Annotated in this window: 15 protein-coding genes and 1 other annotated feature; of the genes, 6 read left to right on the forward strand and 9 right to left on the reverse strand. The window is 35.9% G+C overall.

The genetic code is table 11. The features are described from left to right. Positions 1 to 120 precede the first annotated feature (120 nt). Positions 121 to 921, forward strand: a complete 801-nt coding sequence (locus tag BLQ56_RS00780; protein WP_090849212.1) for an NAD kinase — start codon at positions 121 to 123, stop codon at positions 919 to 921. 49 nt (positions 922 to 970) lie between these two features. Here BLQ56_RS00780 and BLQ56_RS00785 read toward each other — a convergent pair whose 3' ends face one another. From BLQ56_RS00785 to ezrA, 4 genes are all read right to left on the reverse strand, one after another. Then, positions 971 to 1180 (reverse strand): alpha/beta-type small acid-soluble spore protein, encoded by a 210-nt coding sequence (locus BLQ56_RS00785; protein WP_078545082.1) that lies wholly within the window; start codon positions 1178 to 1180, stop codon positions 971 to 973. Positions 1181 to 1283: 103 nt separating this feature from the next. Then, on the reverse strand, positions 1284 to 2486 hold the full coding sequence (thiI, locus tag BLQ56_RS00790; protein WP_090849214.1) for a tRNA uracil 4-sulfurtransferase ThiI: 1203 nt from the start codon (positions 2484 to 2486) through the stop codon (positions 1284 to 1286). Beyond that, positions 2487 to 3629, reverse strand: a complete 1143-nt coding sequence (locus BLQ56_RS00795) for a cysteine desulfurase family protein (RefSeq protein ID WP_090849216.1) — start codon at positions 3627 to 3629, stop codon at positions 2487 to 2489. It lies immediately after the preceding gene. 143 nt (positions 3630 to 3772) lie between these two features. After that, the gene (gene ezrA, locus BLQ56_RS00800) at positions 3773 to 5461 is read right to left on the reverse strand and encodes a septation ring formation regulator EzrA (RefSeq protein WP_090849217.1); all 1689 of its coding nucleotides are present in this window, start codon (positions 5459 to 5461) and stop codon (positions 3773 to 3775) included. 187 nt (positions 5462 to 5648) lie between these two features. On the opposite strand from ezrA, the gene hisJ reads away from it, so the two are divergent. Beyond that, positions 5649 to 6470 (forward strand): histidinol-phosphatase HisJ, encoded by an 822-nt coding sequence (gene hisJ / locus BLQ56_RS00805; protein WP_090849219.1) that lies wholly within the window; start codon positions 5649 to 5651, stop codon positions 6468 to 6470. Between the two features lie 11 nt (positions 6471 to 6481). On the opposite strand, the gene refZ is transcribed toward hisJ, so the two are convergent. Beyond that, a complete protein-coding gene (gene refZ / locus BLQ56_RS00810; protein ID WP_090849221.1) occupies positions 6482 to 7141 on the reverse strand; it encodes a forespore capture DNA-binding protein RefZ in 660 nt (219 codons plus the stop codon). 205 nt (positions 7142 to 7346) lie between these two features. Between refZ and BLQ56_RS00815 the strand changes: the two genes are divergently transcribed. Further along, positions 7347 to 7826, forward strand: coding sequence for a GAF domain-containing protein (locus BLQ56_RS00815; RefSeq protein ID WP_090849223.1), 480 nt, complete (start codon positions 7347 to 7349; stop codon positions 7824 to 7826). Between the two features lie 447 nt (positions 7827 to 8273). Here the strand turns inward: BLQ56_RS00815 and BLQ56_RS00820 are convergent, their stop codons facing one another. Further along, the gene (locus tag BLQ56_RS00820) at positions 8274 to 10127 is read right to left on the reverse strand and encodes a sensor domain-containing diguanylate cyclase (protein WP_238457126.1); all 1854 of its coding nucleotides are present in this window, start codon (positions 10125 to 10127) and stop codon (positions 8274 to 8276) included. A 387-nt stretch (positions 10128 to 10514) separates the two neighbouring features. Here BLQ56_RS00820 and rpsD point away from each other — a divergent pair, with 387 nt between their 5' ends. Next, positions 10515 to 11117, forward strand: coding sequence for a 30S ribosomal protein S4 (gene rpsD, locus BLQ56_RS00830; RefSeq protein ID WP_090849228.1), 603 nt, complete (start codon positions 10515 to 10517; stop codon positions 11115 to 11117). Positions 11118 to 11135: 18 nt separating this feature from the next. On the opposite strand, the gene BLQ56_RS00835 is transcribed toward rpsD, so the two are convergent. Next, positions 11136 to 13304: an MMPL family transporter gene (locus tag BLQ56_RS00835; protein ID WP_090849230.1), complete on the reverse strand. Its 2169-nt coding sequence runs from the start codon at positions 13302 to 13304 to the stop codon at positions 11136 to 11138. A gap of 114 nt (positions 13305 to 13418) precedes the next feature. After that, a complete protein-coding gene (tyrS, locus tag BLQ56_RS00840) occupies positions 13419 to 14678 on the reverse strand; it encodes a tyrosine--tRNA ligase (protein WP_090849232.1) in 1260 nt (419 codons plus the stop codon). A 55-nt stretch (positions 14679 to 14733) separates the two neighbouring features. Beyond that, positions 14734 to 14966 (reverse strand) — a binding site (T-box leader). Positions 14967 to 15090: 124 nt separating this feature from the next. On the opposite strand from tyrS, the gene BLQ56_RS00845 reads away from it, so the two are divergent. After that, complete coding sequence (locus tag BLQ56_RS00845; RefSeq protein WP_090849234.1) at positions 15091 to 18003, forward strand: transglycosylase domain-containing protein; 2913 nt, start codon at positions 15091 to 15093, stop codon at positions 18001 to 18003. A 104-nt stretch (positions 18004 to 18107) separates the two neighbouring features. Here BLQ56_RS00845 and acsA read toward each other — a convergent pair whose 3' ends face one another. Continuing rightward, a complete protein-coding gene (gene acsA, locus BLQ56_RS00850) occupies positions 18108 to 19826 on the reverse strand; it encodes an acetate--CoA ligase (protein WP_090849236.1) in 1719 nt (572 codons plus the stop codon). Between the two features lie 328 nt (positions 19827 to 20154). On the opposite strand from acsA, the gene BLQ56_RS00855 reads away from it, so the two are divergent. Further along, the gene (locus tag BLQ56_RS00855; RefSeq protein ID WP_090849238.1) at positions 20155 to 20787 is read left to right on the forward strand and encodes a GNAT family N-acetyltransferase; all 633 of its coding nucleotides are present in this window, start codon (positions 20155 to 20157) and stop codon (positions 20785 to 20787) included. Positions 20788 to 20799: the final 12 nt, after the last annotated feature.

Raw genomic sequence — 20799 nt, forward strand, 5'->3', positions numbered from 1 at the left:
TTTTACTTTTAGTTTCAAAATCATGTAAACTAAAGATTATATTGTAACAGATATTCCTATTTATGGATAAAAATCTGCTATAATAATGCTGACTAAGAACGCTTAATGGAGGAATTAATTATGCCTAATCGAAGAAATGTTTACTTCTTTTACAAAAAAAGCGACGAAATAGTTCAAAAAGTGGATGAATTAAAAGATTTAGCAAAAGAACATAATTTTATTAATGTAACTGACCCCACCAAAGCAAATATTATTGTTAGCATTGGTGACGATGGGACCTTTTTACAAGCTGTTCGCAAGACGCACTTCAGACAAGACTGCCTTTATGTGGGAATCTCAACTACAGGTAGTTTAAGTATGTATTGCGACTTTGATATAAACAATATTGAAGGTTTAGTTGAGGCGATGACAAACGAACAAATAGAAGTTAGAAGATATCCTACTCTTGAAGTCAGTGTCGATAATGAAGCAGCATTTTATTGTTTAAATGAATGTTCTATTCGATCTCCTATTATCAAAACGTTTGTTATGGATGTTTATATTGATGACCTTCATTTCGAAACGTTTAGGGGAGATGGAATGATTGTTGCTACACCAACAGGTAGTACAGCCTATAACAAATCTGTTAGTGGGGCAGTGGTTGATCCTCTTTTACCATGCTTACAGGTCACTGAGTTAGCTTCTCTAAACAACAATTTATATCGCACATTAGGTTCATCTTTTATATTAAGTAATCAAAGGAAATTATCTTTAACCGTTGTTCAGGATGGTAATGATTTCCCAATTATCGGTATGGATAACGAGGCAGTAAGTATCCAACATGTTGAGCGATTGGACTTTACTTTAAGTGATCGCGTTATTAAAACGGTTAAATTAAAGGATAACTCGTACTGGGAAAAAGTAAAAAGATCATTCTTATAAAAATAAAAGAGCGGGATTAAAATCCCGCTCTGTAGCCACTTATATTTAATTATTGTTGTTGGAAAGAACCACTCATTTGTTGTTGAGCAAAAGATACTAAACGTTTAGTGATTTCTCCACCTACAGAACCGTTAGCGCGTGAAGTTGTATCTGCTCCAAGGTTTACACCAAATTCAGAAGCGATTTCATACTTCATTTGGTCGATTGCTTGTTGTGCACCTGATACTAAAAGTTGGTTTGAGCTGCTGTTGTTTGCCATGTGCTATCACCTCCTTGTGAGTATAGATTGTGTAAAAACCGTAGTAATCATACAACTTTTTTACTGGAAATTGTTCACAGGAGTGTCATATTATTCCCATTGCTTAAAACAACTCTTCTAGTTCCTTTTTGTTTACTCCACTTCCGATTCTAATCATTTCGGTATTCTCAACAGCTTTAATAATTAACTCGTTGAAATCAATAAAGCTTTCGTAATAGTCGACCTTCTCAGGTTTTGGCCTTGTTTTTGGTGCTGCTGGACTAAAGATCGTACAACAATCCTCATAGGGACGAATAGAAATGTCATGTGTATTGATAATTTTAGCCATATCGATAATCTCTGTTTTATCCATTGTAATCAATGGACGAATCATTGGAGTATTGGTAACTCCATTAATAGCAAACATGCTTTCCATTGTTTGACTTGCAACCTGCCCTAGACTCTCACCGGTAGTAATTGCTAGTCCTTTTCTTCTGTTCCTTAGTTCATCCGTAATTCTTAACATCATTCTTCTAGTCGATATAAGCGAATAGTTTTCAGGAACTTGCTTTTGGATCACTTCTTGAATTTCTGTAAATGGAACAATATGAAGGTTAATGTCAGATCCAAATTGGGTAAGGACTTCAGTTAAATCTAATACTTTTTGTTTCGATCGTTCATTTGTATAAGGTGGACTATAAAAATGAACCGCTTCGATTTCTAACCCTCTTTTCATTGCTAAATAGCCTGCTACAGGGCTATCTAATCCACCTGAGAGCATCAACATAGATTTTCCACTTGTCCCAACTGGTAACCCACCAGCACCCGGTATATCCTTACAAGTGATATATGAAGCTTCTTTCCTTACTTCCACTCGAACATTAATCATCGGCTTGTGCACATCTACGATTAAATTGCTTATATTTGTAAGAATATGACTACCTACCTGATAATTAATTTCGTTCGTTTCCAACGGAAATAGTTTGTCTGCTCTTCTCGTAGACACTTTAAAGGTTTTCCCTTCATATTCAAGTTCTTTGAACGCAAATAAAGCCGCAGCCTTTATTGCTTCAATTTCACTTTCTGTCTTAACGGCAACACTAAAAGAGTGAATACCAAAAATTGTTTTTAGTTTATTGCAAATCAAATCATGATTTTCCCCGTTTAAGACGATGTAAATCCGATCTCTTGTTGTTTCAATTTCAATGTTTTTAAAATCAATTAAGTTCAACAGGATATTTGTTTTTAGTTTTTCTATGAATCGTTTACGGTTACGTCCCTTTGTCGAGATTTCACCATAGCGTATAAGGATATGGTCGTATTGCATTTATTTCATTACCTTTCCTAATTGATTTATTGCCTTATCAATTGCGTTTAAGACAATAGAGACTTCTTGTAGTTCATTGGACTGAGACAAGCTAATTCTGATTGCACTATTTGCAATCTCTTTACTCTTTTTCATAGCAAGTAATGTTTTGCTTGGTGATTGTTTCTTCGAAGAACAAGCAGAAGTGGTCGATACAATAATTCCCTCTTCCTCTAACAGGTGTATAAAAACCTCTGACTTTAACCCATTAATCGAAAAATTTATGATATGTGGTGCACTTTGCTCTACTGGTGTATTAAGCGTGATATTACTATTTCTCTTAAGCCCATTGATGTATTCTGTCTTTATTTTATTTATTTTCTTTACGTTTTCTTCCATGTTCTCGATTGTTATTCTCAAAGCCTTAGTCATTGACACAATTCCCGCGACATTTTCTGTTCCAGAACGGAATTGCATCTCTTGTTCTCCACCTGAGATAAGAGGTGCGAGATTCACTCCTTGTTTTACATATAGGATACCTGTTCCCTTTAATCCATTAAATTTATGTGCAGATATCGTACAAAGATCGATTCCACTGTTATGTAATTTCAATGGTACCTTTCCAATACCTTGTACATGATCCACATGAAGCAGTATCTTTGGATACTGTTTCAGTAATCCACCTATATCTATAATTGGCTGTATTGTTCCTACTTCATTATTTACATGAATGACTGATACAAGAATGGTCGTTTCCCTTATCTCCCTCTTAATATCCTCAACATCCACTATACCATTATGATTAACAGGTACATAGGAAACTTCGAAACCTAGTTTCTTCATTTGTTGGAATGCTTCACTAACAGAAGGATGTTCTATCTCTGTGGTGATAATGTGATTTCCACGATTTTTATGCTGAAGTACTGTTCCTTTTATCGCAAGATTATTTCCTTCTGACCCGCCAGCAGTAAAGATGATTTCGCTAGGAGAAACTTCTAATAAATTCGCAGCTTGTTGTCTGGCCTGAGTTAATAACTTTTCAGCCTCACCACCAAGCCTATGCAAGGACGAAGGGTTTCCGAAATAGTCTTGTGATATCTTTACGAAAGAATTAATTACGTCATTAAACGGTTTAGTAGTAGCACTGTTATCAAGATAGATCATTGTAATCCTCCTTACACGTCTCATGCAAAAGGTATGATACCATATTCTGTTTGGAAAGGAAATCAAAAGAAAAACCCCCATAGATAGCTTCTGCTACTAAAAATGACGTAGTAGCCTTTTATCCATGAAGGTCCTAATTATTACTATTCAGATGCAATATGTTCTTCAATTCTTTTTAACACACCAGGCTCTAGCTCCTCAAGTGCTGTAGCTGCTTGTTCTAGCGCTTGCTGATATTCGAAACTACGGAATAAGCTCTCAGCTTCGTCTAGACTATTTGCTATTCTTTGATGGCGACTTCGATATCGATTTCCATATTGAATGACTTTTTCAGCAAGATATACCCTATCAATCATTTCTTCTGTTAATTCAAAGGTTTTGGTAACTAAGTCCTCTGCAAAATTAAGTGACTCACTAACAGCAACCATGTTAAGTGGTGTTTCATTTAACCTGATTAATACTTCTTCTACAGCTAGTTTCGTTTCATTTAATATTTCGCCATAACTGACAGGTAATCCTGGTATATTATTTTTTAAAAGCAATCTCTTAATGTCGTGTAACTTCTTTTGCATTTCAGCTACCTTTTCTCTAGCTGCTAGCTCATCTTTTCGTAAAGCTTGAATCATCTCACAATACTGAAGATGTTTTTCTTTTAGATCTTGAAGTGATGTATAAACTGTCTCAAGCTCTTCTTTAACAATCGAATATGCCACATGTTCTTCTGATAACTTGTCTCTAATAATCACAAATTGTTTAAACAATAGTGCCAGTTTCTTAATAATTTGACGATGTGCGTCAAGGTCCTTCTCTGTCAATTGATAACTTTGCTGCACTAATTGTGTCTCGTATTCAGACTCTTTGCTTTGTTCGATTAACGTTTGTAAGTTTTCTTCTATTTGTGCAAGTTCTGACTGAATAAATTGATTTGCTTCAACTTCCTTTTCAAGTAAGTCATATAAAGTTTCTATAGATTCTCTTACTTCCTCAATCCCTGTTTTAACTTCTTCTGTCTCAATTTTCTCAATTAATTCTATAAAGTAACTTAATTGTGTTCTAATTCTTTCAGTCTCTTTAACAACTTGGATATGATCTAGAATGTATCCTTGATTTCTCATTTCATCATGTCCATCTGAAATTTCATCAAGCTTCTTTGGTAATGATGTTTGACATTCTGCCAGTAAACCTGGAATATCATCCATCTTCTTTGTTAAGCTAGACAAAAGACTCTTGACAAATAGTACCATTTCTCGCGCTTGTAAATAGTTCCCCTGCTTTGTTGATTCGTCAAACTCTTTGAACTTTTGGTTGATCTCATCAAGCTTTAACTCAAGTTGTAATTCAGCCTGACCAAAAGTATGGCGGTGTGCTAGCAAAACCTTCTTTAATTCTCGGTGGGATTGCTTTAACTCTTCTACCTCAACACGGTTCTTCTCTTCGCTACCAATCAGCTCATTTAATTCATCTAATATACGATTAATGCTAGTATCGGTATGAGTTAAGTTATCTTCAATCTGCTGAAGCACCTTTTTTGCCTTTTTAAATTGATATTTGTCTGCGAATTCCTCTGCATCAAATAAATACTCCTCTACATTTGGAAGGTGTAAAGTGACAATTTCATCCCATTCTTTTCGCCACTGTTCAAAAAGGTCTTCCGTTTCCCCTGTCATGTTCAATTCTTTCACTTTAGAAATTTCATCAGTAACCGGCCGATTTGTAATCTCAATTTTCCATAATTCTAATCGATCAACTTCTTGATAAATCTTTTTCCGGAAATAAAAACCATAAATTGCTATGCTTATAATAATAATAAAAATTCCGATCAAGTATTCCATAAAAAGCCCCCTTGCTCCTATCGTATCCTTTATGTATAAACCTCTGTTTGTTAGAAGGCATTATAAAAATCAATTTAATGTTTTTTCAATGTTTTTATGATACCATGTAAACGACAATTTTTGAGCAAAAATTTATTTTTTTTTACAGAAATTTGCTAAAACATTCACGAAATTGGGAGGGGTCTACTTGAAAAGAGATGGTCATATCCACTCACCGTTTTGTCCACATGGTACAAAAGATGATTTTGAGGAATATATAGAAAGAGCAATCAGGCTCAATTACGATGAAATTTCTTTCACAGAACATGCGCCTCTTCCACATGGATTTGATGACCCAACCCCTGATAAAGACAGCGGGATGGATCCTACAAATTTAGAACCGTATATCGCTCGCTTAAGTGAACTGAAAAAAAAATACAAAACTCAAATCAGGATTAATATCGGTTTAGAAGTGGATTTTATTAAGGGGTACGAAAAAGAAATCACTCAATTTTTAAATGAGTATGGACCTTTTTTAGATGACAGCATCCTTTCAGTCCATTTTTTGGAGCACGAAGGGAAATATGATTGTGTCGATTTTTCTGCAAGTGTGTTTGAGGAAATGACAAAAAGATATTCCTCTGTAGACGCAATCTACGAACGATATTACAACACACTAAATCAATCAATTATAGCTGATCTTGGAACATTCAAACCAAGAAGAATCGGTCATATTACTTTAGTCCATAAATTTCAAAAATTATTTAAACCTGAGAAAGATTATTCCTCTATGCTTTTTACGATTCTTACTAATATAAAAGAATCAGGATTACAACTAGATTATAACGGAGCAGGTGTAAAAAAGGAGTATTGTGAGGAACCTTACCCACCTGAGTGGATTGTTAAAGAAGCAATCAAACAAAAAATCCCTCTAGTTTATGGGTCAGATGCCCACAGCGCGAAGGACTTAGAACAAGGTTTTGAATTTTTACATGCAACACATCTCTTTACTTCACCTACAAAGTTCTAAACTCTCGCTGTCTATTTCGTTGTTCTAGTTGAAATGAAAGATTTTTCAAGTGGTAGACAAATCGTTAGATTGACCCATCTTTCTAATTCTTTCACATATTGATCTGTAAAGTATGTCTCATTAGGCATTACGTGTAATACTTCTGTCATGTATTGCGGATGCAAATACGGCATTGTCAGCATCCCTTTAAGTTGCATAATTGTATGTGGGATTAGTAACTTTCTGAACTCCTGTTGATGAATACCTGTTTCCAGAATAGACTTAATGTAAAATTTCTCTTTCGTCATATATGTTGTTAAAACTTCGCGAATCAGCACTGAGTCTAATGTGATTTCTCTTAAAACACATCTCGCCAATTGATTATTATCTTTTTGGTAGTTCATAATATTCTTTATAAACATGAGTAAACACTCTCTTGCAGAACGACTGTCTAATTCCACATATGCATGCTCAATCACTGAAGTATACCCGTCTAAAAATGAAGAGACCAAGTATTCTAGCAAACCTGCTTTGTTATCAAAATAATAGGATATATTTGCAACATTCACGTCTGCTTTTCTTGCGATTTCTCTGACTGACGTTCCATCAAATCCTTTTGTATTAAATAAATAAGCTGCTGCATCAATGACTTTTTCTTTTGTTTTTGACGTCTTTTTTACTTTTACTGTCATTATTCATAACCACCTTTTTTATAAATGGTGTCAGACTTTTTTATTAGTCTGGTTAAATCTAGACTTTTACTTAGACCTTACTCTCTTTTATAAAATTCTAGAAACTAGGGTTAAATCCTTTAAGTTTCACTCGACAAATAAATGCGTTATTCATCGTATTTTGATAAGATAAAATCATATTTACGATTACCTAGGGGGGATTACAATGTTTCATGTCGAACAATACAACGAGAACCGTGTAGAAAATTACAAAATGGTCATAAAACAGTTATCTGCACTAATTGAGGGAGAATCAAATCCAATTGCTAATTTAGCGAATGCTGCTGCATTATTAAATCAATTTTTACAGGAAGTAAATTGGGTTGGGTTTTATTTAACTGAAAATAACCAGCTTGTTTTAGGTCCGTTTCAAGGCTTACCTGCCTGTGTAAGAATTCCTTTTGGCAGAGGTGTGTGTGGTACTGCTGCTGAAAACAAAAGAACTGAACGAGTTGAAGACGTTCATGCGTTTCCAGGTCACATTGCCTGTGATGCAGCATCACAATCGGAAATTGTCATTCCAATTATTAAAGATGGACTAGTGTATGGTGTGCTTGATATTGATAGTCCGATCAAAAATCGATTTGATGAAATCGATCAGGAATATCTTGAAGAATTTATTGGAGTGCTAAGTAAACATTTATAACAAGAAAAGCGCAAGGCGCCCGTTTATCGGCGACAGGCATAAGACAGGCCGGCTTGAAGGTTTGCTTTTTAACCTTCACGGCGGATTGGCTTATGACCCCGAGCCGATGGCGCCTGGAGCTAGACACTAAGAAAAGCGCAAGCGCCTTGTTCAGCCCCGACAGGCATAAGGCGAATCACGCAGGAAATCTTGATTTCTGAAGTGATTTGACTTATGACCCCGAGGGGCTAGGCGCTGGAGCTAGACACCATGAAAAGCGGAAGCGCCTGGTCAGCCCCGAAAAGTGCTAGAGGACCCTGACTAGGAAGCTCGCTTCCGACGGAAGGGTCTGAAGCAATCGAGGGGCTAGGCGCTGGAGCTAGACACCAAAACCAGGTTCGAAATTTATATACTTTCTTATCTTGTAAAAAAGCAGGAGCGCCTTAAACTAAAGGCACTCCTGCTTTTTTATTGTATTAATAAATCCTGTACGACCACTTTATTTTTGCCAGTATCTTTTGCAATGTATAGTGCTTGATCGGCTCTATGGAATAATTGTTGAACACTGTCTTTGTGTTCGGCTGACCAATGTGCAACCCCGCATGAAATCGTAACCTGTGGTGTTGTGTTATCTTGTACCTTTTTAACTAGCCGATTAGCAATTACAATCCCTATTTCTAGGTCCACACCAGGCAAATAAACCGCAAGCTCCTCGCCACCCCACCTTGCCCCAATATCATTATCACGAATATTAGCTTCTAATACATTAGCCACCTGAACGATCACTGAATCACCAATTTGATGCCCGAATGTATCATTGATCGCTTTAAAATTATCGATATCAATTAATAGAAAAGTTCCGAAACCGTCTCTTTCCATAGATAAATGAATTTGATCATCTAAAAAGTTTCTTGAATATAGTTTGGTCAAATGGTCTGTAATGACTAAATTCTCCAACTCTTCTCTTAAGGTTGAATTTGAAAAAGCTAAAGTTGAATGATGAATTAATGATTGAAACAACTTGAAAGTTTCAAAGGAAAAGAAATACGGATTACGATGAAGAACAATCGCAAAGCCTATCACTACACCGCTTTGAACCATCGGCACAGCCATAATAGAACGAAATACACTGGATTCCTGATCTGCATCATTATCGCTACCATAGTCAAAATCGCCTATAAACAATGTGTCACGTTCTTGAATTAATCGACTACGAACATATTCAATGATTTGTAGCGAATCATCTGAAGAAAAATAAACTGTACTTCCATCTAACACTTCAATCTGATTATCTTTTTTAATAAAAACAAAACCAACCTCATCACCAAGTAAATACCTGCTAATCTGACCTGACATAAAAGAGATTGTATCGTTTAGTCTCAAATTAGAATTTAACTTATGGGTAGTATCATTTATTAACTGTAAATCTGCGACAAGGCGCTTGGATTGTTGGTAAAGTTGAGCGTTCTCTAAAGCACTTCCAGCAGTATTGGCGAGTAGTTCAATAAAATTAATTTCTTGATTTGGAAACTTTATATTACCTGAAGCAATTACTTCAAGTACTCCATATACACCTTGCTTACCCTTTAGCGGGGCATATAGTATTGACTTTTGATCCACAACAATATCTTCTTTTTGAATATCACCTGTTACATAAGCCTGAATCGCAGGTGAGTTATCATAATTATTATATTGTAGGTCCTTAATAGGTAGATTTTCATTTTCAACATTATCATGTGATAAGAGTAAGTAATACTTAAAGGATGGATACACCTTCTGCAATGTTAAAATGACCTCACCTAATACCTCATCTATATCCATTGAAGAGTGAAATTTTGCTGTCAATCCGAATAGCTTTTCGTACCTCAATTCTTCATTCAAAAACTTCGTATATTTTTGCGACCGGTCAATCACTTTCGTGCATTCTTCATTAATTGTCGTGATTAGCTTCTTACTAGTGGTCTGATTTTCCTGTAAATCCAGTAAAAGAAAACCAATAATGTTTTCTTGGTTTTTCATTGGCACCAACACTTGATTGTTTTCATTCGGAGTATGGAATTCAAGTATATGAATTTCCTCTTTCGAAATCTTCGTTCGGCGAGGTTCGTTTTTATGTAAATCAAGTGTCGAAGAGGCTGGAACAAACTGTTCTTCCCATTCATCAAATAAATAAATTGTCACTGCTTTTAAAGTAAATTCGTTTTTTATTAAATCTAAAAGCTTTGGTATAATCGTTGTGTGTTCATTTTCTAGCATTAATATCTCATACAATTTACTTTTAAATAGTATAAGCTGCTGTACCTCTTTATCATGTAATTCCAATTTATCACCTACATTTATATTGCCGATCTACTTTTAACTAAAGATAATATATCTATTATAATTTAAAAATCTTCAGATTTCCCCAATTTATTCACTTATTTTTCAGAAAATGTGATTATTTTTTTACACTAATCTGTAGCTTTAAGTCAAATAACTAAATCAGCTTGACTTAATGTATAAAAAATCATATAATGGTCGTTGTGTAAAATATTGCAGCATTTGTGGTCACTTTGTGTCATCATTTTGTTCCTCTTAAAGCTTAAGAAGGTGTATCGTGTAACTCTTTGCTGCTAGAGCGAGGATACATGAAAACAAAATGAGCATAATGAAAAGTCACATCTGTTTTTATTTTACAACAAAATAAAAACATTGAAGGAGGAGTCATTCATGGCTCGTTATACAGGTCCAAGCTGGAAATTATCCCGTCGTCTTGGCATTTCATTAAGTGGTACAGGTAAAGAATTAGAAAAGCGTCCATACGCTCCAGGACAACATGGTCCAAACCAACGTAAAAAGCTTTCTGAGTATGGTTTACAATTACAAGAAAAGCAAAAATTACGTCATATGTTCGGAGTTAATGAGCGTCAATTCCGTAACTTATTTGATGCTGCTGGTAAATTACAAGGTAAGCACGGTGAAAACTTCATGATTCTTTTAGAATCTCGTCTTGATAACCTAGTTTATCGTTCAGGTTTAGCTCGTACTCGTCGTCAAGCTCGTCAATTAGTTAACCACGGTCACATTTTAGTTGATGGAAGCCGTCTTGATATTCCATCATACCGCGTGAAGCTTGGTCAAACTATTTCTTTACGTGAAAAATCACGTAATCTTGACGTTGTTAAAGAAGCTGTTGAAACAAACAACTTCACACCTGATTACTTAACTTTTGATGCTGACAAATTAGAAGCAACATTCACTCGCTTACCAGAGCGTTCTGAATTACCTGCTGAAATTAACGAAGCACTTATCGTTGAGTTCTACTCTCGTTAAAACAAGCAACCCCAGGATTTATCCCGGGGTTTTTGTTTTGGTCTTTTTACCAAAAAACCACCAATTCCAATCCCCAAATAGCTTCATTAATGCTGGTACTAACACCATTCTAATAATAGATGCATCGATAAAGATCGCAATAGCAATACCCACTCCAACCTGCTTAACTGGCATGACACCGGTAAAGCCAAATGCTCCTGTTACAACAATCATAATTGCAGCTGCAGATGTAATGATTTTACTTGTTGCAGCAAGACCATCAATTGTTGCTGAATCATTATCAAGTGTTAGTTGATAATTTTCATATATACGAGAAATTAGAAAAACTTCGTAATCCATGCTTAATCCAAAAACTAAGCTAAAAACAAAAACCGGAACCATCAAACTAATATCAGTCGCTTCAAACCCTAAGTGACCTTGTTGAAAAACCCATACAATTATTCCAAATGCTGCAATTAAACTTAACATATTCATCATTATTGCTTTAATTGGAATTAATAAAGACTTAAAAGCAAACATCAAAATAAAAAATGTCGTTACCAAAATTAAGGTTAGTCCATAGGGAGATTTGTGATAAATTTCATCAAATATCTCTTGCTCAAAAGTTGGAGTACCACCATAATATAACTTTAGTTGAGATTGATGATTCTCTTTTTCCTTTTCCTTTCTTACCCAATCCTTTGCTTTCGTTTTATTTTCAAAGTAAAGATTAAATAACATCATATCCTTAGTCGTGTACTGATCAAGAATCTGTTTTACTTGTGGCGAATTGGATTGAAAAGCAAGGACATTCAATAATTCATCAGCACTGTCTACCTCCAATATTGTAAATAAAGATTCAATTTCGAGGGTGCCTCCTCCCTCTGCTTCCATCTTATTAATGGTATTTTCTAGCTTTGTAAGGTCTTCTTTCTCCATCACATTGCCACCAACTACCTCAGCAATCATAATAACCTTATGATCATCTTGCTTTTGCTCATCTACAAAGGTTTCGTTGAAAGTTTCAATTGCAGTTCTTGCTTCATAATTAGTTGGTAGTGCCTCAATACCTGGTATGTCTAACTTCATATCACGGACAGGCAAAGAACTAACCGTTAGAATGATAATGGCAATCAGCATCATTATAATGGGCTTTTTCATTACAAATGTGGCAAAAGACTTCCACATTCCATTTGTGTTATTTTGAACTTTTAAAATACTAAAAGTGTTCACTTTCGCCCCTAATATAGATAATAAGGATGGTAGTAAGGTTATCGCTGATATGACAGAAACCAAAACAACCAGCATTCCACCTACTGCAACATTCATAAATAAATCGATTTTTATAAAAAGTAACCCTAAAAGCCCAATAAATACACACACTCCTGAAAAGATTACAGATCGCCCAGCTGTTGCCAGGGTAATACAAATCGCATCATGAACGTCTTTGCTTTTAATTTCGTCTTTAAATCTGTTAATAAATAGTAGGGCAAAATCAATGCTTAAAGCCAGTCCAATCATCGGGACAATATTCAGAATAAAAATAGAGAAATCTAAATGATAACTAAACAGATAAAGAAGACCCATTGTAATGATGATCGAAATGACTCCTATTAACAGTGGAATACTTGCTGCAACAAGACTACCAAACGCTAATACTAAGACTAGAAGTGCGATAGGTAATCCAATCATCTCTGCTTTGGCCAAATCTTTCTGACTAGCTTCATTTAAGTCTTTTACAATAACTGGCTCGCCTGTAATCGTTACTTTCAATCCGCTTTCATTTCTCAAAAGTGCTCTTATCTCTTCAATTTTCTCACTCATTGACTCTGATTCTTCATTGAATAAAAGAATTCCATAGGCTACATTTTTCTTAATCATACCTTCTTGATCAAAGGGTGTGATAAACCCTTCGAGGTTTTCAATTCCATTAATTTGACTAAATGTTTCTTGAATATACTGTTTCCATTTACCTTCTGAAATAACATCTTCTTTTTCAAATAGTAAAATAATTGATGATTCTGCTTGATTAAATTCATCCTTTAGCAAGTTCGTAGTCTGCTGATAAGAACCTTCAAATTCAAACCCATTTCCACTTAAAACTGAAGGAAGCTTGAAAGCGCACATGCTAAATATGATAATTAAAATGACCCAAAGGAATACAATCGTTTTCCGAAATCGGTACAGATAATCTCCTAGCTTATTCACGCTTTAACCTCCAATACGTCATAAAGATAGCATTTGTTAATATGAGTTACCGTAATCATGTTTATTAAAAAAACAAAAAGAGAAGTGGTTTAAACCACCTCTCCTCTTTTGTACTTAGTATTTAATTAAGTAGTATTTTTTCTTTCCTCTTCTAATGACTGTAAATTGACCTTCGATTCGGTCGTTCTCTGTAATTATACGATCTAGAGCCTGTTCTCTCTCTCCATTAATATAAATGGCACCATTTGTAATATCTTCTCTAGCTTGGCGTTTCGAAGGGGTAATTTTACTATTTACTAATAATTCAACTAAAGCTATCTCAGTTTCTCCCTCTACTTGGTATGACGGGACATCTTTAAACCCCTGAATAATTTCAGCAGCAGAAAGATCACGAATCTCTCCACTAAATAAACTTTCTGATATCTTAACCGCTTGAAGAAATGCCTCTTCACCATGAACTAGCTTTGTAACTTCTTCTGCTAAAGCTTTTTGAGCTAATCTCTTTTCTGGTGCATTTTTTATTTCCTCTTCAAATTGATTAATTTCTTCTTTCGTAAAGAATGTGAAGTATTTAAGGTATCTTATTACATCACGATCATCTGTATTAATCCAGAACTGGTAAAACTCATATGGAGAGGTCTTTTCTTTATCTAACCAAATCGTACCTCCCTCAGTTTTTCCAAACTTCGTACCATCTGATTTTGTAACAAGAGGAATCGTTAAACCAAATGCCTTTGAATCATCCACTGTTTTTCTAATTAATTCAAGTCCAGCGGTAATATTCCCCCACTGATCACTACCACCAATTTGTAATTTACAGTTTTGAGTTTCATATAGTTTCAAGAAATCATATGACTGTAATATCATGTAACTAAACTCTGTGAATGATATACCTGCATCAAGTCTTGATGAAACAGAATCCTTTGCAAGCATGTAGTTTAAACCAAAGCTTTTTCCAATATCACGTAAAAATGTGATTAAGTCTAGTTGGCCAATCCAATCATAGTTATTAGCGATTTGCGCTGGATTTCCTTCTTTTTCAAAATCTAGAAATTGAGAAAGTTGATTCTTTATACTTTGGCTAAAGCCTTCTACCACATCTTGTGTATTTAATGTTCTTTCAGCCTTCTTACCACTTGGGTCACCGATTAGTCCGGTAGCTCCTCCTACTAATGCAATCGGCTGATGACCAGCCATTTGGAATCTTTTAAGCGCCAGAACTCCCACTAAATGACCTATGTGTAAGCTATCTGCAGTAGGATCAAAACCACAATATAATTTAACACTTTCTTGACTTAATAATTTCTTTAAACCTTCTTCATCAGTAATTTGATTAATTAAACCTCTAAATTGTAAATCATCCAATATTTGCATTAAAATCGTCTCCTTTTTATCTTTTAGACAATAAAAAAACCCGCTCCTTCGTAAACGAAGGGGCGAGTATTATATCGCGGTACCACCCTACTTAAAAACAAAAATAATTGTTCTTATCTCAATTTTCTATAACGGGAAAAAACCGTCTTTTGCTACTAACACAAATGTTATGTTCACAAAAGATGCTCAAGGTGGTAATTCATGTTAACCTATGTACTGATTCACACCAACCATCAGCTCTCTGGGACATGGAAGTTATACACTACTTTGACCTCTCATTGCATAATCATATTAATGTCTTTTTATCATAAAAGGTAAGTTTATGTCAAATAAAATAATGGAAATTGCGAAAAATATAATACTTCCTTCCCTCTTTATGCTATAATGTACATGATTTTAGGGGGCTGATGATATGAATTTTAATAAATCTCAGTGGAAGGAACGACTACAATCGTTCGGACAAGTTCTTACAAATAAACAAGCCTGGAAAGGAATAAGAATTACATATAACGTGATTTGGAACTTATTCTTAATTTTCCTCATTATAGGTTTAATAGGACTATCTTTTGCTGGTGGTGTTGGCGCAGGATATTTCGCTTCACTAGTGAAAACAGAACCTGTTAGAGCTTATGAAAGTATGCAAAAAGATATTTACAACTATGAAGAAACAACAGAAGTTTACTTTGATCATGATATTTATTTAGGTACATTACGAACTGACCTCGAACGTGAGGAAGTTGACTTAAGTGAAATTTCCCCTCATTTAATTAACGCTGTAATTGCGACAGAGGACGAGTATTTTTATGAGCATAATGGGGTAGTACCTAAAGCGATTATGCGTGCCCTCCTACAGGAAGTCACAAATTCTCCAATGCAAAGTGGGGGAAGTACACTTACCCAACAATTAATTAAAAATCAAATATTAACAAATGAAGTATCGTTTGATCGAAAAGCAAAAGAAATTCTACTAGCAATGCGTTTAGAGAAATTCTTTGAAAAAGATGATATTTTAGAAGCTTATCTAAATATCGTTTCTTTCGGAAGAAACTCAAATGGTCGAAATATTGCTGGTGTACAAGCAGCAGCTAAAGGACTTTTTGGTGTAGAAGCAAAGGATTTAACAATTGCTCAAGCGGCTTTTATAGCAGGCATTCCACAAAATCCATATGCACACACTCCATTTTATAATAAACCTAACGCAGAAGGTCTTTACGTAAAAGATAATCTAGAACCTGGTTTAGAAAGAATGAATACTGTCTTAAGGAGAATGCTATCAGCAAAATTTATTACCCAAGAGCAATATGAAGAAGCTTTGGCGTTTGATTTAAGATCACAATTAATAAAACCTTTGAACTCATCACGTGATGATTATCCTTGGTTAACTGCAGAAGTCGAAGAAAGAGCTGCAAATATCTTAATCTATAAAATTGCCGAAGAAGATGGATATGAACAGAGTGACCTAGACGCTGATGAAGAGCTAAAAAGCTATTACAATTCCGAAGCTCTTAAGCAACTACGTCAAAATGGGTATCGTATTTACACCACAATTGATAAAAACATTTATGATTCTTTTCAAAAAGTGGTCGATGAATTTGCTTACTATGGCAACGATAAGAAAAATAAAAAGCCAGATCCAGAAACTGGTGAAGCCGTTTTTGAACCACTTGAAACTGGTGCAGTTTTAATTGAAAATAAAACTGGAAAGATTATTAGCTTTGTTGGAGGTCGTGATTTTAATAGAGAAGAATTAAATCACGCAACAAAGGCAATTCGTCCAAATGGTTCAACAATGAAGCCTTTACTTGATTATGCCCCAGCATTTGAATACGGGACACTTCAACCTGGCTCAGTACTAGCAGATGTTCCTTATAAATACCCTGGTAGCCCAAAACAAGTTCACAACTATGGGGGAGCATATGATTATAAGGGATTAATGTCTGTACGACATGCGTTAAAATTATCTCGAAATGTTCCAGCTGTTAAAGCTTATGTTGATAACTTTAACCGAAGACCACTTACCTTCTTAGAAAAAATGGGCTTTACATCATTAGTTGATGAAGATGAACATGCTTATGCAGTTTCATTAGGTGGATTAACTTATGGGGTATCGGTTGAAGAAAATGTCAATGCATATGCGACATTTGCGAATGAAGGAAAATTCATTGATGGATATATGATTGAGAAAATCACGACTAAAGATGGGGATATTGTCTATGAACACAAAGTTGAAGCAGTAGACGTATTCTCGCCACAAACAGCTTATTTAACGATTGATACGATGAGAGACGTTATAAGAAGTGGAACTGCTACATCATTATACAGCCATCTTAAATTCAATTCTGATTGGGCTGGTAAAACAGGAACTGGTCAAGATTTGAAAGATGTTTGGTTCGTTGCTACCAATCCAAATGTATCATTTGGTACTTGGATGGGTTATGACACACCAAAACCAGTTGATAACACTTATAAAGGTGTTGGCTACTCACAACGTAATATCATGCTATGGGCGAAATTAATGAATGCTGCCTATGACATCCGACCAGACCTCGTCGATCCTGAGGCGTCATTTAAAATGCCTGGAGGGATTGTTCGACGCTCATATTGTGTTTTATCAGGATTAATTCCTTCTGCGTTATGTAGCGAAGCAGGACTAGTAGAATCAGACATCTTCAATGCGAAATTCGTACCAACTAAGGTCGATGATAGTTTAACAAAAGGAAAATATATAGTAGTTGATGATAAAGCATATCGTGTACCAGCTAATGCTCCTGCAGAGTTTGTACAAGAAGGCGTAATGATTAAGAAGGAATTCTTAGAGTATCACAAATTAACAGATACAAAAGCGATAGAGAAGATTTTACCTAACACTGCAAAGTGGAAAAATTTAGTTATCACAGAAGATAAAGAAGTAACTGACAATGGCGCTGTCCCTTCGACAGTTAATGCATCAATTGCTGGTAGTACTTTATGGTGGAAAAAGCATGATCATAATGATGTGCTCGGATATCGTATTTATCGTGCGAACAATTTCACGACAGATTTCAAGCGAATTGGCAGTGTTCCTGCTAGAGATACACTTCAATTTAATGTCGGTAATTCAATTGCTGCCTATTATGTAACAGCAGTTGATGTAAACGGAAATGAGACACCATTATCACAAAGTACACTTGTTAAATCTGGTGATTATCAACAAGAAAAACCCAAAGTGGAGGCTCCACCTGAGCCTCCACCAGTGGAACCAGCCCCTCCTGAAGAGGTCAATCCTCCTGAGGAGAAGCCTCAACCTCCGAAACCTGAGGGTCAAGGCGAACAAGATCAAAACTAAAAACACCGGATTTTCTTAAGAGGTAGACACATTCGTCTACCTCTTTTTGATATAACAAAGAGGCTGACCCGTGCATTCTCTGCTTTGGATCAGCCTCTTTGTACTTAATCTTCCATCGTTGATAAGTCCCCTGTTGGTAAGTCTAATTCCCATGCCTTTAAGACACGTCTCATAATTTTACCACTTCTTGTTTTAGGTAGCTTATCCCGGAATTCTATTTCACGTGGTGCAGCATGTGCTGCAAGTCCTTTCTTCACAAAGTTACGAATGTCATCTTTCAATTCCTCTGATACCTCATAACCATCACGAAGCGCTACAAACGCTTTAATAATTTCTCCTCGTACAGGGTCTGGTTTCCCGATAACACCCGCTTCTGCGACCGCTGGATGCTCCACAAGCTTACTCTCAACTTCAAAAGGCCCTACTCTTTCACCACTTGTCATAATGACATCATCAATACGTCCCTGGAACCAGAAGTAACCTTCCTCATCCATATAAGCTGAATCTCCAGATACATACCAATCACCCGGCATAAAATAAGATTCATATTTTGCTTGATTATTCCAAATTGTATACATCATTGATGGCCAGCCTCGTTTAATGGCTAAATTACCCATACGATATGGCGGAAGCTCCTGACCTTGATCATCGACAATCGCTGCTTTTATTCCTGGAATTGGTTTGCCCATGGATCCAGGCTTTATTTCCATACATGGGTAATTACAAATGGTCTGTCCACCAGTTTCTGTCATCCACCACGTATCATGAACTCTTAAGTTAAAAACCTTCATTCCCCAGCGGATTACTTCAGGATTCAAAGGTTCTCCAACGCTTAATATATGTCGTAATGAACTCATATCAAATTGTTTAACTAATTCATCTCCCGCTCCCATTAACATGCGAAAAGCAGTTGGAGCACTATACCAAACCGTTACTCCATATTCTTCAATTGTTTGATACCAAGTTTCCGGCTTAAAACGACCCCCTAAAATCACATTGGACACACCTGATAACCACGGTCCAAATATTCCATAAGAAGTTCCTGTAACCCACCCAGGATCTGCAGTACACCAATATACATCATCATCTTTTAGGTCTAGTACCCACTTAGCTGTTTGATAATGCTGTACCATTGCATTGTGTACATGTAAGACTCCCTTTGGTTTCCCTGTAGAGCCTGAAGTGTAATGAAGGATTAAGCCATCATTTCGATCTACCCACTCAATCTCAAGGTCTTTACTAGCACTTTTCATTCTTGTATAAAAATCTATGATAGGTCCTTCTTCTTTTATGTTTTCACCCACGAGTACCACATGCTTTAAAGCAGGAAGATCTTCTAACGGTACTCTTTCTAATAGTTCGGGAGTTGTTACAATCACTTTGGCCGCACTATCTTCTAACCGGTCTTTTACTGCGCCTTCCATAAAAGCTTCAAACAATGGTCCCACGATTGCACCCAATTTTATTGCACCTAATATTGTAAAGTAACACTCAGGAGATCTTGGCATGAACACAAAAACACGGTCCCCTTTTTCCACATCCGCAGCCTGTTTTAATAGATTTCCAACTCGATTGGACATCTCCTTCATTTCTTTAAATGTATACTTTTCTTCCCTTGAAGGATCACGGTAGTATAATGCCACCTTGTTTTTTCGCTCTCCTTGTGCATGGCGATCAATTGCTTCATACGCCATATTCACCTTTCCAGTTTCAGACCATGAAAATTGTTTTTCAATTTCTCCCCAATTGAATTCACGATACATTTCATCATAGTTCTTTAAATTAAAATCCCCTTTAATTACTGGTAGCGCTTCCACTTTCATACATAAATCCCCCTTATGTAAGTCTTTACCCTTCTATTATAGTACAAATGGATTTTTTTCTCAATTTTTAAAATTCTTTTATTAGAACCTAGCAGGCTGAATACACGTAGACTCCTGCTCAGACCAGTGGCCAAAGTGAGACCCCACAGGAGCACTAGCGACGAGGAGGCTCACTAGTCACCCGCCGGACGCGGAGTGTATACAGCCTGCGGCTTTTAAAGCAACAAGCTAAACAGTCAAAGATTTTTCAGAAAATATCATGAAAACGCTTTATTCACCTTATTTTCATGTATAATAGGAACAAGTACTTTTACATGGTGGTGATGTGATGGAACATCGAAAAACGTATAATGCAAAGGAAATAAAGACGCCTAGTGGAAACTTAATCATTGAAGGCCCAATTTCAGGAAAAAAGCTAGAAAGCTATGAGTTTCACCATGACCTTGTTGCTTTTCGTCCACCTGAACAACAAAAAAAGGCATTGGTTGAGATTGCTGATTTACCAGAAGGTAGAATCATTATCGCAAGAGATCGAGATAAAATAATTGGCTATGTTACATATCTCTACCCAGATCCATTGGAAAGATGGTCAGAGGGTAAAATGGACAATTTAATAGAACTAGGTGCAATTGAAGTGGTTCCAGACTTCCGTGGCTATTCTGTGGGTAAGAATCTGCTACAGGTTTCGATGATGGACGATGCAATGAATGATTATATTATTATTACAACTGAATACTACTGGCATTGGGATTTAAAAGGTACCGGTTTAAATGTATGGGAATATCGAAAAGTGATGGAAAAGATGATGAATGCTGGTGGCCTTGTATGGTTTGCTACTGACGATCCAGAAATCAGTTCACACCCCGCAAACTGCTTAATGGCTAAGATTGGCACACGAATTGATAATGAATCGATCCAAAGATTTGATCAATTAAGATTTAAGAATCGTTTTATGTATTAACAAAGGAGGATT

Source organism: Litchfieldia salsa (assembly GCF_900104555.1).
Classification (GTDB): Bacteria; Bacillota; Bacilli; order Bacillales; family Bacillaceae_L; genus Litchfieldia; species Litchfieldia salsa.